At 50.1% G+C, this 16,407-nt stretch carries 16 protein-coding genes; 8 read left to right on the top strand and 8 right to left on the bottom strand.

What is annotated here, in order from left to right; all coding sequences use genetic code 11:
• Positions 1–387 precede the first annotated feature (387 nt).
• Positions 388–1,443, top strand: coding sequence for a DmpA family aminopeptidase (locus BRO54_RS04915; RefSeq protein ID WP_074043281.1), 1,056 nt, complete (start codon positions 388–390; stop codon positions 1,441–1,443).
• Between the two features lie 82 nt (positions 1,444–1,525).
• Here BRO54_RS04915 and BRO54_RS04910 read toward each other — a convergent pair whose 3' ends face one another.
• From BRO54_RS04910 to BRO54_RS04900, 3 genes are all read right to left on the bottom strand, one after another.
• Positions 1,526–2,758, bottom strand: a complete 1,233-nt coding sequence (locus tag BRO54_RS04910; protein ID WP_074043280.1) for an MFS transporter — start codon at positions 2,756–2,758, stop codon at positions 1,526–1,528.
• 177 nt (positions 2,759–2,935) lie between these two features.
• Complete coding sequence (locus BRO54_RS04905) at positions 2,936–3,589, bottom strand: PspA/IM30 family protein (RefSeq protein WP_074043279.1); 654 nt, start codon at positions 3,587–3,589, stop codon at positions 2,936–2,938.
• Positions 3,549–4,067: a hypothetical protein gene (locus BRO54_RS04900; RefSeq protein ID WP_074043278.1), complete on the bottom strand. Its 519-nt coding sequence runs from the start codon at positions 4,065–4,067 to the stop codon at positions 3,549–3,551. Before BRO54_RS04900 ends, BRO54_RS04905 begins: the two co-directional genes overlap by 41 nt.
• A gap of 70 nt (positions 4,068–4,137) precedes the next feature.
• Here BRO54_RS04900 and BRO54_RS19790 point away from each other — a divergent pair, with 70 nt between their 5' ends.
• A complete protein-coding gene (locus BRO54_RS19790) occupies positions 4,138–4,281 on the top strand; it encodes a hypothetical protein (protein ID WP_161496643.1) in 144 nt (47 codons plus the stop codon).
• A 92-nt stretch (positions 4,282–4,373) separates the two neighbouring features.
• Here BRO54_RS19790 and BRO54_RS04895 read toward each other — a convergent pair whose 3' ends face one another.
• From BRO54_RS04895 to BRO54_RS04880, 4 genes are all read right to left on the bottom strand, one after another.
• Positions 4,374–6,683 carry a YhgE/Pip domain-containing protein gene (locus BRO54_RS04895; RefSeq protein ID WP_074043277.1) on the bottom strand — a complete coding sequence of 770 codons (2,310 nt, stop codon included), beginning with the start codon at positions 6,681–6,683 and terminating at the stop codon, positions 4,374–4,376.
• A gap of 76 nt (positions 6,684–6,759) precedes the next feature.
• Positions 6,760–7,329: a TetR/AcrR family transcriptional regulator gene (locus BRO54_RS04890; RefSeq protein ID WP_074043276.1), complete on the bottom strand. Its 570-nt coding sequence runs from the start codon at positions 7,327–7,329 to the stop codon at positions 6,760–6,762.
• Positions 7,330–7,714: 385 nt separating this feature from the next.
• Positions 7,715–9,088, bottom strand: coding sequence for a sensor histidine kinase (locus tag BRO54_RS04885; protein ID WP_074043275.1), 1,374 nt, complete (start codon positions 9,086–9,088; stop codon positions 7,715–7,717).
• Entirely contained in the window at positions 9,069–9,740 is a 672-nt protein-coding gene (locus BRO54_RS04880; protein ID WP_074043274.1) for a response regulator transcription factor, read from the bottom strand. The genes BRO54_RS04885 and BRO54_RS04880 overlap by 20 nt, the downstream gene beginning before the upstream one ends.
• A gap of 173 nt (positions 9,741–9,913) precedes the next feature.
• Here BRO54_RS04880 and BRO54_RS04875 point away from each other — a divergent pair, with 173 nt between their 5' ends.
• The 6 genes from BRO54_RS04875 (at position 9,914) to BRO54_RS04850 (ending at position 15,347) form a co-directional block, all read left to right on the top strand.
• Entirely contained in the window at positions 9,914–10,336 is a 423-nt protein-coding gene (locus tag BRO54_RS04875) for a PepSY-associated TM helix domain-containing protein (RefSeq protein ID WP_074043273.1), read from the top strand.
• A 234-nt stretch (positions 10,337–10,570) separates the two neighbouring features.
• Entirely contained in the window at positions 10,571–11,776 is a 1,206-nt protein-coding gene (locus tag BRO54_RS04870; protein WP_074043272.1) for a S1C family serine protease, read from the top strand.
• 721 nt (positions 11,777–12,497) lie between these two features.
• Positions 12,498–13,250, top strand: a complete 753-nt coding sequence (locus tag BRO54_RS19365; RefSeq protein WP_033010060.1) for a hypothetical protein — start codon at positions 12,498–12,500, stop codon at positions 13,248–13,250.
• Between the two features lie 30 nt (positions 13,251–13,280).
• On the top strand, positions 13,281–13,526 hold the full coding sequence (locus BRO54_RS04860; protein ID WP_020958535.1) for a hypothetical protein: 246 nt from the start codon (positions 13,281–13,283) through the stop codon (positions 13,524–13,526).
• A 43-nt stretch (positions 13,527–13,569) separates the two neighbouring features.
• A complete protein-coding gene (locus BRO54_RS04855) occupies positions 13,570–14,961 on the top strand; it encodes a hypothetical protein (protein WP_074043271.1) in 1,392 nt (463 codons plus the stop codon).
• Positions 14,958–15,347, top strand: coding sequence for an Mpo1-like protein (locus tag BRO54_RS04850; protein ID WP_033010064.1), 390 nt, complete (start codon positions 14,958–14,960; stop codon positions 15,345–15,347). The genes BRO54_RS04855 and BRO54_RS04850 overlap by 4 nt, the downstream gene beginning before the upstream one ends.
• A 136-nt stretch (positions 15,348–15,483) precedes the next feature.
• Here the strand turns inward: BRO54_RS04850 and BRO54_RS04845 are convergent, their stop codons facing one another.
• Positions 15,484–16,362 (bottom strand): Rpn family recombination-promoting nuclease/putative transposase, encoded by an 879-nt coding sequence (locus BRO54_RS04845; protein ID WP_074043270.1) that lies wholly within the window; start codon positions 16,360–16,362, stop codon positions 15,484–15,486.
• Between the last annotated feature and the right edge of the window lie 45 nt (positions 16,363–16,407).

The following is a 16,407-nucleotide window of genomic DNA, read 5'->3' as shown; positions in this document are numbered from 1 at the left end:
TCATACACGAGAATCACAAACAAAACATCCCAGGTTTTATCGTACCTATGAGGGATTGAAACTGAGCGTTTCATGAGAGAGGAGAAACGCCGTGCACAAGTTTTTATCGTATCTATGAGGCATTGAAACTTCGAAATAACAGAATCATTCGAACCGGATGAGTAGGTACAAGACTGGTTGGGTTGCAGCCAAACCAAAAAAATGATGATGTCGATTCAACAAAGATATGGAAAAAATATTTGGGAATTTATCATCTCGCGCCGAGAAGCCCCCCCACTTCCACGCGTGAGCGTAGGTGGGAGAGCGTTCAATGTTCAAGCTTTTGGTTCGTTTGGAGTTGTTTCCATCAGTTGGCTTCACATCATTCGGAAGTAAACGGAGGTTGCAATGCGCTCTAAACTTCGCGATCTTGGTTTTTCCATCGGCACGCTTCCGACAGGGGAGCGCAATCATATCACCGATGTGCCTGGTGTGCGGGTCGGTCATGTGACGATTCGGGAAGATATTGATGAGCGGACGGTGATCCGCACCGGGGTGACGGCGGTGTTGCCGCATGGGGGCAATTGGTTTTTGGAGAAGGTGCCCGCGGCTTGTTTTGTTTTGAACGGTTTTGGGAAAACGGCCGGGTTGGTGCAAGTCGAGGAGCTGGGCACGATCGAATCGCCGATTATGCTGACCAATACGTTCAGCGTCGGGGCGGTTTGGCAAGGGACGCTCGAGCATATGCTTGCGATGACGCCGGAGATCGGAGATACGACCGGGTCGGTCAACATTGTCGTCGGTGAATGCAATGACAGCTATTTGAATACGGCGCGGGCGCTTTCGGTGACGAAGGAGCATGCGAAACAGGCGATTGCCGAGGCGCGCGTCGATATGGAAGAAGGGGCGGTCGGCGCAGGAACGGGGATGATGTGCTTCGGCTGGAAAGGGGGCATTGGCAGCTCGTCGCGGATCGCGGGCGGGATGTATACAGTCGGGGCGTTGGTGGTGAGCAACTTTGGACGGCGCGAGGAGTTGCGGTTGGTGCCGTATGTGCCGCCGTCGTTTGATGAACGGGATGTGCCGGCTGGTTCGATTATGATGATCGTGGCGACCGATGCGCCGCTTGATGCGCGGCAGTTGAAGCGGCTGGCGAAGCGGGCGGCGGTTGGGCTGGCGCGGACGGGAAGCCATGTCCATCATGGGAGCGGTGATATTGTCATCACGTTTTCCAATGCTTATACGATTCCGCATTTCTCTGATTCTTCCCACCAACCGCTCCCTCCGCTTGTCCGCGATGATGCGCCGCTCATGAATGAATTGTTTCAAGCCGCGATCGAGGCAACCGAAGAAGCGATTTGGAACGCGCTGACGACGGCGGAGACGACGACCGGACGGAACGGACGCGTCGGGGAAGCGATTCCGTATTCGTTGCTTCGATGGATCAAATGGACGGAGAAATGAAACGATGAGAGGAAACGGCCCGAAAGGAATGGTTCTTCGGGCCGTCTCGTTTTTTCTGCCGCGCATCTTGCCGCTGTGGTTGTCAGTGCCGACTATGGAGACGATGCGTCCAAGCGGCGATCTTCTCTTTCATTTCCTCGCGCCATGCACGGTCATGCGTCGCATACCCGACCAATGCGCCGGTGGCGATCAGAAGCAATCCTGACAAGGTGAAAATCGAAGAAATGGAAAAGGCCCCTGCGATCGCGCCTGCGGCGGTCGGGCCAGTCAAGTTGCCGAGGAAGCGGCTGCTTGCCGTGACGCCGAACACCCGCCCTTGAATGCGGCGCGGGCTGTTTACGTTGATGAGCGCTTGAATAGACGGCCATACGCCGCCGACAACAAGCCCTTGCAAAAAGCGCCACACGTACAGCTCATAAATGTTGTCCGTCCATACTTGCGGCAAGGCGAACAGGCCGGACAGCACAAGCAAAATCGGCAGCATTTTCGCTTGCCCGATCCGGTCGCCGAGCTTCCCTAAATACGGCGCTCCGATGATCGTCGCAATCCCTGTGATGGAGGAGGCAAGCCCCGATAGCAAGGCGAGATTGCTAGTGTTGCCGATCAGTGATTGGACAAAAATCGTCATCATCGAGTTGACGCCAAGAATCGCGATTTGCACGAGAAAAGTGGCGATAAATAAGATGATGAGCGGCCGATGGGCGAACACGTCTTTGAAACTCGCTTGATTCTCTTTCGTCTGCGGCGCGACCGGGTCTTTTTCGAGCCAAAAAATGACCGGCAAGAGCGTCAGTAAAATGCAAAGCCCGGTCACGAGAAACACCGGGCGGAAGCCGAACAGGTCGGATAAGGCGCCGCCGATGAGCGGCCCGATGATGTTGCCGGCGATGCCGCCTGTTTGCAGCGTCCCGAGCGCCTCGCCGCTATGTTCTTTCGGAACGACGCGAGCCAAATACGAAAACGACACCGTAATAAACCCAGAGAAAAAGCCCACCAGAAACCGGAGCGCAAGCAATGCCATTGGCGAATGGGCGAATGCCATGCAGCCGGTGATGAGGCCCATGCCGATTCCAGCGCGGATGAGGTTGGCGCGCTGCCCGTACTTGTCCGCAAACACACCCCAGATGGGCGCCATGATGGCGGCCGATAGGAATGTGATCGAAAACACGAAACCCGTCCATACGCTGAGGGTGCGGTGCTCGGTCACCCCCATGTCCCATAAAAGCAACGCCAAGAACGGAATGACCATCGTCATCCCAGCGGAAACCATGAAATTGCACAGCCAAAGAACGCGGACGCTTCGTTTCCAGTTCATGGGAGGTCATCTCCTGTATTATTTCGTTTCTCTAATGATTTTACCACGATGGAAAAACGAAGGAAACGATTTTGCTTCTGAATGAGGAAACGACCGTCAGGCCGTGCGGTGTCATTTCCCAGAACAAACCAATCCCCCTTGCCCAAAGGCAAGGGGGGCATCTATGTCAAGGGGGGATTAGGCGTTTTTCGCTTGGGCTTCTTTCCACTTGGCTAACTCACGTTCGACTTCTTCATCAAATGGCACGGGGGACAACGCAACATTCGTCCCGAACCGGGCGGCGGCCGCTTCGGCTTCTAAGGCGATGACGCGCTCTTCCATGCGGGCGAAACCGCGCAGCGCCTCATCGGCGGAAAACGAAGCGAGCGCCGTGTCGATTTGTTTCAACGCTTGGGCGGCGTTCACCCGCGCCGCGAGCTCGAGCTGCTTGGCGGCGAGTTCGTCGTACCGTTCGCGCAGTTGGTTCAAGCGATTGGCGACCTCAGCTGTTTTCGCTTTGACGGCTTCGTATTGTTGTTTGTACGCCTCCAGCTTTTTCTCGTACAGCAGTTTATCGCGCAGCGCCAGTTTGGCGACCGATTCTTCGTTGCGCTCGAGCGCCAGTTTCGCTTGGCGGCTTCGTTTCTCAATGGTCGCTTCGGCTTGGGCGATGAGCGTCTCATAGCGCCGCTCGGCGACCCATTGTTGGGCGAGCGCTTGGCGGCCTTGTTCGAGTTGTTGCTCAAGCTCGCGCAAATATTGTTTCGTCATGGCAACGGGGTCTTCCCATCGGTCAATTTGTTCATTCGCCTCAGCGAGAATGATCGTTTTGATCCGGCGAAAAATGCCCATGTTGTTTTGCCTCCTTTTGTATTGTTTTTTCCCATTCATCCAACCAATCGACAGAAACGGATGGCGGTGCTGGCACCCATTCTTTGGACAAGGTCTGTTTTCGCTCTTGGCGGCGTCCTAAGGCGTACACGGCGGCCAGCGCCAGCAAGATCAGCACCCATTTCGGCAAGATCGCAGCAACGCCTAAAGCGACAAGCGCCCAACCGATCCAGCGCTTCGACCGCTTCACTGCGAGCCATATCGCCCCCGCGCCCACGAGCAAGAGCGGGATGAGCCACATGATCACGCCCGGAATCATCCAGCCTCCGCGCGGCCCCATGCCGAGCGCTGGACGGTGATGCCCGAATCCGCCATGCATGCCGTCAAACGGGGCGCCCGGACGCCCGTGCGCCATTGCTTCATATGGCGCGAGATGGAACATGGTGAATCCAACGATGGCCATGAGCGCGATGAGAAGAAGAGTCCGTGTTTTTTTCACGTCGTCACCTCCTTTTTTGGTGGTGGACTGGCTTACGGTTTGTATTGTAGAGGGGGAAGGAGAAAATTAGGTGAAAACAAAAATTTTTTCAATCGGTTGTGAACATCATCAATTCCGTAAAACGAATCTAAAATTCATTGGCAGTGAAACGATTGATCCTCGTATGTTGACAAGAAATGATGAAAAAATGTTCAATTACATAGAAATGAAGTGAAGGGTGTGAGAAACATGTTTTGTCGGGGCGGCATTTGACAAAGCATCGTTTTCCCGGATTAAGCCCTTCAGAAAAAAAGCTTCTGAAGCGTATTATGCCTCAGAAGCTTGTTCGACGGCCGTTGCAAATCGCCGGCGATGTTGAATCGTAAAATATGTCATCGTTCCACCCATCATGGCGACGATAAACAGGAGCAACTTACCGATGTTTTCCCACATAAATGAGAAATCGCCGCTTGAGATGACCGCCTTGAATCCGAAAACAGAATAGGTCATTGGGAGCCATGCGTTAAAATGCTGCAACGAACGCGGAATTAACTCGAGTGGGAACGTTCCAGCGCTTGTTGTTAATTGCAAAATTAATACGACAATCCCAATAAACCGTCCCGGGTCCCCAAAGGCTGTAACGAGAAATTGAATGACAGATAAAAAAGTAATGCTTGTGACGACGCTAAACAAGATAAAGAACGGAACACTTTTCACTTGTAAGTCAAGTCCGTAAAGCAATACGCTATCGGCAAGGAGCGCTTGCAAAATACCAACACCAATGAGTACACCAAATTTTGCAAAAAACCAATGAAATGGTGAACGCGGAACCCCCGCTGGTTCGCGAAGCGGGAAGACAATCGAAAGTAAAAGCGCCCCAACAAACAATCCTAACGACAAGAAATATGGTGTAAATCCTGTTCCGTAGTTTGGCACTTCATTCACTTTTTCATTTTTTACTTTCACCGGTTCTGCAAACATGTCGTATACGTCTTCATTTGCTTTTACGTCGCTTGCTTTTTTGGCCCCTTCTTTTAACTTATCCACTAGTTCTTCTGAGCCGTCTGTCAGTCGATTCATACCATCTTGCAAATTCCTTGTTCCACTCGTTAATTCATTCATTCCGCTTGCTAATTGCTGCGAACCATCCGCCAATTGGTGTGCGCCGTCTTGAAGCTGGTCAGCGCCTTGAGCAAGCACTTGCAGACTGGAGGCAAGCGTTTGGCCGCCATTCGCGAGCTTGGCTGCTCCTTGTTCCGCTTCTTTCATTTTTTCGTGTAACGTATTCATGCCTGCAACAAGCTTTTCTTGGCCGTTCGCAAGTGCATTTGCGCCATCTACAAGCTGTTGTTGTCCGGCAAGCAGTTCGTTTACTCCGCGATCGAGGGCAATATGCCCTTCATGCAGCTGTTTCGCCCCTCCGTTTAACGATGCTGCTCCTGATTGTAATGCTTTGGCTCCATCGTTTAACTGAGCAATGCCATTTTCGATTTGTTTGCTTCCTAATGATAATTTTACAACATTTTCTTTTAGCTGCTCATACACAGCCTTTTGCGTTGGATTTGAGGTTTGAGCAATGAGTGCATCAAGCTGCGCCGCTAACTGTTCAAGCCCACCTGTTACTTGAGTCGCCCCTGTTTGAACTTGAGTCGCCCCTTGTTGCCATTGTGCAAGTGATGTTGCTAGCTTTTCGGCTCCCCCGCTTAATTGTTCCGAACCTTGCAAAAGTTGCGACATGCGGGCATCGAGTGCTTGCATTCCTTCATATACACGTTTTGCACCTGAAGCAAGATTCGCGGTTCCTTCTTGCGCTTGTTTTGCTCCGTCAAGCAGCTGCCCTTGCCCGTCCACCATGTGTTTCATCCCATTGTCAAGCATTTGAACACCTGTTTGAACTTGCGCGGAACCATTGGTTGCTTGATGCAATCCGTCAGTAAAGGCAATGGATTTTTCGGCAAGTGTCGCTAAATGATGATGCAAATCTTTTGATCCATCCTGCGCTTTTTTCATTCCATCATACAGTTTGTTTGTTCCATTTTTTGCCTCGCCGAGACCATCATGTAATTGTTTTGCCCCATCGCTCGCTTTTGTTAACCCATCTGCTAATGTTTGAATGTTTTCAAACATATTTTCTGCGTACGTTTCCGTTAACGTTTTGGCTACTTCTGTTTTGATTTTTTCAACGGCTGTTCCGCCAATTTGGGCGGATAAAAAGTTAAACCCTTCATTGGGCTTGTAAATAAGTTGAAGTTTTTTCGGATGATCGTCTTGTAACGTCGTCGCATTTTGTGAAAAATCTTCAGGGATTTGAATGAGCATATAGTACCTTTGTTCTTTTAATCCTTTTTCCCCTTCACGTTCGTTTACAAAATGCCAATCAAACTGTTTTTTTTCTTTTAACTTTTCAACAAGATCATCGCCGAGATGAAACTCTTTCCCCTCAAACGTTGTCCCTTTGTCTTTGTTTACCACGGCGACAGGAAGTTCGTCCAAATGATCGTATGGATCCCAAAACGCCCATAAAAACATGCCGCTGTATAGAAGTGGAATAAATAATACAGCCATAATCGGAATAAGCACTTTCCGATTGGATGTGACTGCTTTCAATTCTTGCATCCATAATTGAAATGCGTGCACATGCTTAACCTCCTTTTGTAAAAACGTTGACCAATTTGTCCATTTAGTCATTTTTTCATAAAAAAGAGAAGGTCCATCATGGAGACAATCCTTTTAACAAATATAAATCAAACAGTTCGGCAATCTTTTGTTGAGACAATGGTTCGTGCTCTTTTCCCCAATCAATGTTTAAAGCAATGTACATTTTAAACATTAAAAACGCCATTAACTCCGAATCGCAAGAACGAACTTCACCTTTTGCCATCGCCTCTTCAATTTTCTCACGAATGTAAGCGATCATTTCGCGATCAAGCCGCTTCATCACGTCCCGTACAGCTGGCGTGCCAATATCACGAACTTCTTGTAAAAGTTTTATTGTCAGTTCATGCTCTTTGCGAAACGTAAAGATACGCTGCAAGGCTCGTTGTACGTTTTCATTAAACGGTAAGCGATGATCAATCGCCGCATCCGCCTCGCGCTTAATTTCGGAAATGACGGAAGAAACAATATCCTCAAGCAGCTCTTCTTTGCTTTTGAAAAACGTATAAATGGTTCCTTTCCCGACTTTCGCCATCTTCGCCACTTGATCCATTGTCGTCGCCTTATAACCAAAAAGTGAAAACGACTTGGTTGCTGCATCAATAATTTGTTTCTTTTTATCTGACATGGGCGTTCATCCTTTGTTTTTGACTAAATGGACATTTTGGTCATTTCGTTTTACATCTTAACATAAACAACATATGCTTGCAACAAGTAGAAATGATCAATTCATCTTTAAGGTATGGTAAAATATAAGGTTCAACCGTTCATCTGGTCATGATGAGCAAAAGGTGTCCCGATCCGTTTGGGACACCTTTTGACTTAGAGGAAAGCATGAACGCCTTGTCGGCTGTCGATGACGGTAAGCGCAAAAACTGAGAAGGACGGTGATTTAATAGAAAACGCGGCACAAAAATGCGGGTTCTCAAATAGAGAAAGTTTGCGAACCTTAACCTTTGCATTCCCTCGAAGACCGCTGCATGATGGGAAAACGATGGTTTTTCACCTCCCTTTTAGACAGGCAGACGGACAAGAAATTCCGATCCTTGGCCGACTTGGCTTTGGACGTGGATCGTGCCGCCATGGGCGTCAACGATCCATTTGGCGATGGACAGGCCGAGGCCGTGGCCGCCTTGTTGGCGCGAGCGCGCTTTGTCGACGCGGTAAAAGCGGTCGAAAATGCGGCCGATGTCCTCGGGAGGGATGCCGATGCCGGTGTCTTTGACGGAAAGGACGAACTGCTTCGGCTCGGTGCGGATCGACAATGTCACTTCTCCGCCTTCCGGAGTGTATTTGATCGCGTTGTCGAGCAAAATGTACAACAGCTGCGTCAATTTGTCCGGGTCGGCGGTGACAATCGCCTGCTCTGGGGCGTGAAAATGCATCGTGATCTGCTTTTTCGCCGCGAGTTCCGACACGAGCTGAAACGTGCGCTCAGCGTGCGGGCGGAAATCAAATGTTTGTTTCGCCAGCTCCAAAGAGGCGTGCTTCGCATCAGCGCGGGCGAGCGTCAACAGGTCGTTCATCAGTTTCGTGATCCGCTTCAATTCTTCACGCAGGCGGTCGAGCAAACGGCGGGCGAAGTCGTTTTTCATCACATCATCTTCCAGCGCAAGCGCCTCCACGGACGAGAAGACGACGCTCAGCGGCGTCCGCAGTTCGTGCGAGGCGTCGGCGACGAACTGGCGCTGCCGCTCGTATGCTTCTTCAATCGGGATGAGCGCTCGCTTGGACATAAAGTAGCTAAGCGCCATCCCGCCGGCGAGAAACAGAACGGCCAGGCCGATGAGCACAATGAGCAGCCAATGGAACACCCCGAAAAACGACGTGACGTCCATCCCGATATAAAGCATGCCGGCAAAATCCCCATGAATGATAAGCGGATGGGCAACAGCGAGCACCCGCCAGTCGCGAGCGGCGGCGCGGGCGAGGCCTGGCATATGCTCGGGCAGCGACACGGTCACATACACAGGGGTGCGCTCGCCTGTGTCCATACGGGACAAGACGTTCAAAAAATACGGGCGCAGGCGCGGATGAATTTCATCCCCGGCGAGCAGGTCGCCGTTCGGGCCGATCACGTAAAAGAAAAGTTGATCTTCACTAAGTAGGACGACGCTTTCATCATTAAACAAGTCAAAATCGCTCTGCTTCAGTAAAAACTGCTCGATCGTATTCGCCTCTTGCTCGGCGAGGCGGGTGATGCGCCGCTCTTGATCGGACGTGGTGATCCAGTAAAACAGTGCAGCGGCGATCATGATAAACAAGGCGAGAAACAAGGTGAAAATGCCGCTATAGAGCGCCGTCAGCCGCCAATGGGCGCGGCGGAACAAGTCGGCGCTTCCTAAGCGGCGCAGCCAGTCGCGCCATTCATTCCATCGATTTATCAATTTTATATCCCACCCCGCGCACCGTTTGAATGACATCGTCTTTCAACTTTTTGCGCAATAGTTTGATCGTTGCATCGATCGTTTTCATCGACACATCCGCATCCCAGCCCCAGACGCGGTCCAAAATCGTCTCCCGCGGAACGACTTGGCCTTGGTTTTGCACGAGCAGGTCAAGGAGCTGAAACTCGCGCGGGGTGAGGAAAATTTCTTCATCGCCGCGGTGCAGCGTATGGCTTGTCCGGTTCAATGTGAAGCCGTGAAACGTCACTTTTTCCTCTTGGAGCGGGACGAACGTGCGCCGTGCGAGCGCTTTTAAGCGCGCGACGAGTTCATCGATTTCAAACGGCTTGATCAAATAGTCATCCGCCCCGGCTTCAAGCCCGGTGACGAGGTCTTGCACAGCGTCTTTCGCCGTCAACATCAAAATCGCGCCCGTATAGCCGTTTTGCCTCAACCGCCGACAAATGTCCACCCCATCGCCGTTTGGAAGCATCCAATCGAGCACGACGACGTCGTAAAACTCCGCCATCGCGTAATCGTATGCGTCTTCGCCCTCTTGAACCCAATCGATATGGTCGATTCCTTTCTTTTTTAATAAATGCACAATCAATTCCCCTAAATGGAGATCATCTTCCGCAAGCAAAATTTTCATCGCCTTTCCTCCCGTTCCAGCTTCCTTGTTTTTATCATACCAAACATCCGTGAAAAAACGGTGAAAAAGCTGTGCGCTTGGCTTCGCTCGCTAATGGAAGGGAAGGATTTTCACCATTTTTTCACTTTCCTTGGTTATGATGATGGGCGAAGAGGAAAAGGAGGAAAACGGCGATGAGGAAAATGAGGAATTTGCATCTTTGGATTGGATTGATCAGTTCGATCTTTTTGCTTGTTGAGGCGGTGACGGGCCTGCTTCTGTCTGAACCATGGCTCATCGGCCAGACCGAACGCGGCGAGATGCATCGCGCCATGCAAGAAGGCGGCACGTTCAGAGCGGGACAAGCATCTGACGGAGGAGCAGCCGCCGCACCGGTGGCGCCGCGCGCTGAAGGGGGAGGGACGTCGCTTGGAATGTTCATCCGCCAGCTGCACGAAGGGCGAATCGGCTCGCTCGACATCCGTTGGGCGGTCGATCTTGCCGCAGTGGCGATGATCATTTTAACGGCGACGGGCATTTACTTGTCGATTCGCACGCTCGCAGCTGGGCGCAGGCGGAAGCAAAAGCGGACGCCCGCCGCGCCGGAGACGGTCTAATCGGAAAATCGTCAGATGCGATTTTGGAAAGATGGAACGGAACATGCAGCTCAACCATTGTATGGCGCAAATGGAAAAGCGGCGGAAAGGATCGTCTTGTCTTTGTGTAAGACCGATGGATGTAGGAGACATGGTTGTGTTTCATCCGCCTTTCCGTTGCTTTGTCGGCATTCGCTCGAAGCTGTCCAATGTTTGGTTATGGATGACCATTCATGATAAAGGAGGAGATGACAAATGGACATGATGCCATTTGAACCAACACCAACTCCGCAGCCGAAACGCCGCGGCCGCTTCGTATCGTGGCTTGCCGCTTCCGTCGCTGGGGCGGTGATCGGCAGCGCGGCGACATGGTATGTAGCGCCGAAATGGATTCACGGCGAAACCAATTCCCAAACGGAAGCGGCGGAAACGACCGCAAAAAGCGAGGCGCTGCCATTGCAGCCGACCTCGAGCACGAAGACCAACATGATCGCGGCGATCAATCAAGTCGCCGATGCGGTCGTCGGAGTCGTCAACATTCAGAAGCAAGTGGACTTTTTCTCTGATCAAGCACAAGATACAGAAGCGGGAACGGGTTCGGGCGTCATCTTTAAAAAAGAAGGCAATGTGGCCTACATTGTGACGAACAACCATGTCATTGAAGGAGCGAACAAAGTGGAGGTGGCGCTCCCGAACGGCAAAAAGGTGAAAGCCGACATCGTCGGCGCGGATGCGTTGACCGATTTGGCCGTCTTGAAAATCCCAGCCGATGGCGTAACGAAAGTGGCGAGCTTCGGCGACTCGTCGAAAGTGCAAATCGGCGAACCCGTGGCGGCGATCGGCAACCCGCTCGGACTTGATTTGTCGCGGACGGTGACGGAAGGCATCGTCAGCGGCAAACGGACGATGCCGGTGTCCACATCAGACGGCGATTGGGAAATCGACGTCATCCAAACGGATGCGGCGATCAACCCGGGCAACAGCGGTGGGGCGCTCATCAACAGCGCGGGTCAAGTGATCGGCATCAACAGCATGAAAATCGCGGAAACGGGCGTCGAAGGGCTCGGCTTTGCCATCCCAAGTGAAAATGTCAAACCGATTGTCGAACAGCTCATGAAAGACGGGAAAATCAAACGCCCGTACCTTGGCGTCCAGCTCGTCGATGTGGCCGATTTGTCCGATGACGTCCGCACCGGTGAGCTGAAATTGCCGTCTAATGTGACAAGCGGCGCCGCCATCACCGCGGTCGAACCGTTCTCGCCGGCGGCCGATGCCGGGTTGAAGTCAAAAGACGTCATCGTCGCCATCAACGGCGACAAAATCGACAGCGTCAGCGCCTTGCGCAAATATTTGTATACGAAAACATCGGTCGGTGACCGCATTAAGATGACCGTCTACCGCGACGGATTTGAGACCACCGTGTCGGTCACGCTCAAGGCGAGAGAAAACAGCCAATCGTAAGAAACAGCGCCTCTTTTCAGCCGAAGCGGCTGGAAAGAGGCGATTTTCATTTTCGTGTGGAGCGCTTGCTCATGATGCTGGAGTATAAAGCGAAATGAGACGGCTGTACGTTGATCCGTGTCGTCAGCACTTTGTATCGAGTCTGCTCATATTGCGAGAGCTGGCAGGACGACGTGTAGCCGCTGCATGTCCGAGAGTGGGTGCGCCCGCAATGCAGGGCGCCCCATGACCCGGATCATAACGCCGCTCGGAATGATGTTGAAGGAAGGGCTTCGTTTGCTGTCGTCACAAGGCAGCCGAACCATGGGACGCACGGGGACGGCTTGGCTGGCAGCCTGTCGTGGGGCGGGTATTTCCAAGAATTCCCCAACTCTAAGCGTGAGCGCAGATGGGAGAGTGTTCGTACCCTCTAATTTTTGTGAATATATGACTATTTTTCCATTAGTAATAAATACTCATTTTTTTTTGCATTTCTAATAGAATTTTAATTGTAAATATATTGATTTAACGGAGGTGTTTGTATTTTATGAAAAAATCTTTCTTGCTCTCTCCACTTGTCGCTTTGAGCCTCATTTGCACATCGGGTATTGTATGCTGAGGAGGATGCGCATTTCGGAAAATGTCCTTACGAGCGTTAAAAGTAAAATCAGTACAAGTAAAGCCGTGTGTAGGTTGTTTTTGAAGAAAGGATATATAAATTCATGAAGGGGCTGGTTACGTAATGAAACGATTTGTACCTTATCTCGTTGCTCTTTGTTTCTCTTCTTTGCTCCTCCTACAACCTTATTCAGTTCATATTCCACATAGTTTGGCTAAGTCGTCTAATCAACAGAATGAAAATTGTACATCATGCCAAAAAGTACGGGAAGTTTCAAATTTCAAAACGGATAAAGTAAAAGATATCTACTTGATCAACGATGTAAAACACACTTTAAGTCAATTTTACAATGCTAAGCTTAGCAAATTTAAAAATAATGATTTTGAGTGGCGTGAATCCATAAAAGTGGATTATCAGAATGGAATTTCTGTTGTTATGATTCCATCTAAAGATAATCCAAAGTATAATGATCAAAAGGCATATTTAGTCGTAGGTGTAGATGGAAAACAGGATCAATTGACAGATCCCACCTATATTGAACTGAAAAAAATCAATGATAAGTTTATGTTATATACGATCAAAACTTTGGATGATGTTAAAATCGTAACAGCAACCATTAACATGGCTGATGGAATGGTTACAAATGTTGAATTTTACGAAGAAAATCATTTGATTCAATCAAATGAGGTTAAGGCTGGATATTGGGATCGAGTGCAAGAGTGTATCAAAAACAACTGGAAGACATTCCCTTCTTGGGCGAAGTTTGCGTGTGAATCCGCTTGCGGAGGTTGTTTGTTTGCCAGTCCTTATGCGTGTGGTGCTTGTCTAGGATGCTTAGGGGGATATGCGATAGGCTGTGCTCTTGCCTCTATATAAAGGCAAATTTTTTTCAAGGAGATGGTGCCAGTGCCGTTATCATTCAGGCAAAGAGGGGCATTGTGGAATGTCATCATGATTGTTGTATTATCGATCATGGCTATTTTTACTTATCCCTCCGAATGGTCTCACTTTTTCATTGTTGTTGCTGGCATTGGAGTGTTTATTACCCTAGATAAGATGTCCAAAAATAAAAGCAGGAAATGGAGAATCACTATTGCGGCGATTTTCTTTCTCGTTGCTTTCTCTATGTCTGCATACTATGTATTAAACTAGCGATGTTTTCACCATGTTTTGAGCATTTAAAAGGGGATTTGAAATGGGCCCAAGTGCACCGCTATGGATGTCAATGTTGTACTACCTCATGTGCACCGCGACGTTGCTCGCCGGTGTGATGATGCTGGTGAAAGGAACGGTTCGCCGCTTGTATTCGCTCGCTGCGGTGCTCGCAGTGCCGCTCTTTTTTCTTAACAATTTTCACACGATCGCCAGGGTCGGTGTCGATCCGTTCGACTATTGGCAGCAATCCCTTGCCAAAGGACAATGGTGGGCGTGGCTGTCGCTTGCGTTGTTCCTTTACATCGTATGGTACTGGGGATTGCTTGTCAAGCGCATAGGAGGTAAAAAGGAAGGGCAGGCTTGGTGGAAGCGGCAGAGATGGATATGGGTTGTGCTGGCGGCAGCCGCGCCTGTCATCGTGTATTGGGTGCAGAACGTTGACGATTCCATCGTCTCCTCGGTGCGGACGTATGAACCGTCCAAAGATAACCTGGCGGAAGATCCGTCGTCAGCGCACATTTTCTTTCTGTACTCTCATCCATTGGAACGCGAGGCGTATATAGCGGAAGCGGATTGGCGTGGGATGCGCCAGCTCGCCGAGTTAAAAGCCGTGGGTATTTCTCACATTTCCCCTGCCGTGCAAACAGGGGAGTTGCTTTTATGGTCCGATTATGTGGGAAGACACGTGTATCAATTGAATCCCGACACGTGGACGGCGGTTCGGAAAGAAGAGGTTTCTGCTCCGTTGTCGTTTTTGTCATCGGATGGAAAGTGGGAGATTCAATCGATTAATCAAGATGTGAAAACGAATGTCGTTCGGTTCAAGAAAGAGGGAAAAGAAGCGTTTTCCAAGCGGTTTCCTCCTTACGTTTTGCAAGTGCTGCATGATGGGCGGTATTTCTACGTATTTGTCGATGACGTTGAGGAAGAGCACGGGGCATTGTATGTCGTCGATCAAAACGGTTCACTCGTGAAGGAACTCCCGTTGCCCACGAAAACCGCCCGTTCGATGGTGATGTTTCAACATCGTTTAGTGCTCACGACAGAACCGAGTCTCACCATCGTCGACCCTCGCACTTGGCAAGTGATGGATTGGGACATGGGGCAAGAGGAAACGCGATTCGATCAGCTCCAAGTGAAAGGAGACACGCTGTGGGTGAGCTATGTCCAGAGGGAAAAGTCGGGTTGGATCGCTTTGAACGATCGGTTTAAGGTGATGGAGAAGCATGAGCTGCCGTCAGTGTACTGGGAAGCACGGTTTCACGGCGACTATGTGTATATATTGTTCGAGCCGCAGGAGGGGAACAAGGCGGACAATGCAGGGGAAATGAACATCTTCCAGCTGCGTACGGCCCAACTTGCCGCCAAGTTTACTGTGCCGAAACAAAAGCACAACTTGCAGACATTTTACGTGATGGATGAAATACAATGATAGTGCAGGAGATGACGACAAAGGGGGAGAGGGACATACAATTCCGCGATTATGAAGAGTTTTGGCCGTTCTATTTGACCCAGCATCGCAAACCGGCGACGCGGAGATGGCATTTTGCCGCGACGAGTTTCGTGTTTTTGTTTGTGATCATCGCGATCGTGACGAAGAACGCGTGGTGGCTGCTTGGCGCGCCAATCGCCGCCTATGCACTCGCTTGGTTCAGCCACTTTTTTATCGAAGGAAACAAGCCAGCTACCTTCGGCCATCCGCTTTGGTCGCTCCGAGCTGATTTTCACATGTACGGGCTTATGCTTACGGGACGCTTGGGGCGTGAGCTTGAGCGGATTGGGCTTTCAGAGGATCGGGATGTCAGCCAAAATGGATAAGAATCACGTTGAGAGGCCTTGCTCCCAACTAATTTCTTCTATCAGTGATTGTCGTCGATCCTCAAGGCTTTTGAGAGATCGGAGGACGACGACAATCCGGGATGGAATATCAGGGAGAAAGGCCCTTGTCCCCGCATTACTTCTTCATTTGTTTAATCTTTTCAAGCGGCAGCCCGGTCAGTTCATGAATCGTGTCGGCATCATATCCTTTTGCCAACATTCGTTTCGCAACATCCATCTTTGCTTTTTCCATTCCTTTCTCCATTCCTTTCTCCATTCCTTTCTCCATGCCTTTCTGCTCGTATGAAACGATGAGTTCCATGACTTTGGCAGCCTCCTTCTCCTCCATTGTATTCACCTCATTTCGCAGTCGGATTTCTTCTTCATCCGATAACCGCAAATATGTTTCGAAAAAGCCGAACAACAGACGCTGTTTCGCCTCATCGAGCTCGAGGCGGATGAGCATGCGCAAAAATTCCTTTTTCACTTCCACCTTCTCATCTTCATTATACCCCATTTTGCTTAACAGAGCGGCGGCGACCGGGTTGTCATGGCGGATGTACTCGCGCCACGGGAGTTTGCGCAATTCTATGGTCAAAAAACGGAAATCGAGAACGGTCCAAAACGGAAACTCCACAGTGAAAGAGGAAGGTTCATTACGGGTGGCGTCATAGCTGAAGATAGCGATTGGAAGAATACGGCGGCGGTGTTTTTGAAATAAACGGCTGAAATAAATGAACATTCGCTCTGAAAAAGCGGGTTGGATGTAGCTTTGGTGTTCGATGTGGACAATGATCAGTCCATCTTCCCCTTTTAGCTTTGTCTCGATCAATAGATCGACTCGATGTTTTTCCCCTGCAGTAACATCGGTCAACACTTCTTCTGATAAAAAGGAAAGATGGTTAAAGTCAACATGCTCGTATACGCGTGGGAAGAAGAGGAGAACGAATTCTTCAAAAAACGTGCTTAACAACTCTTTAAACAGGCGATCATGGTCAATGCGCGTTTCTGACATGGTCTCCCTCCCTATTTATTTTTGAACTCCCATTTGTTTTATTCG

The organism is Geobacillus proteiniphilus, assembly GCF_001908025.1.
Lineage (GTDB): Bacteria > Bacillota > Bacilli > Bacillales > Anoxybacillaceae > Geobacillus > Geobacillus proteiniphilus.
Note: the sequence above shows the minus strand (reverse complement) of the source record. Positions and strands in the feature narration are given on the sequence as shown.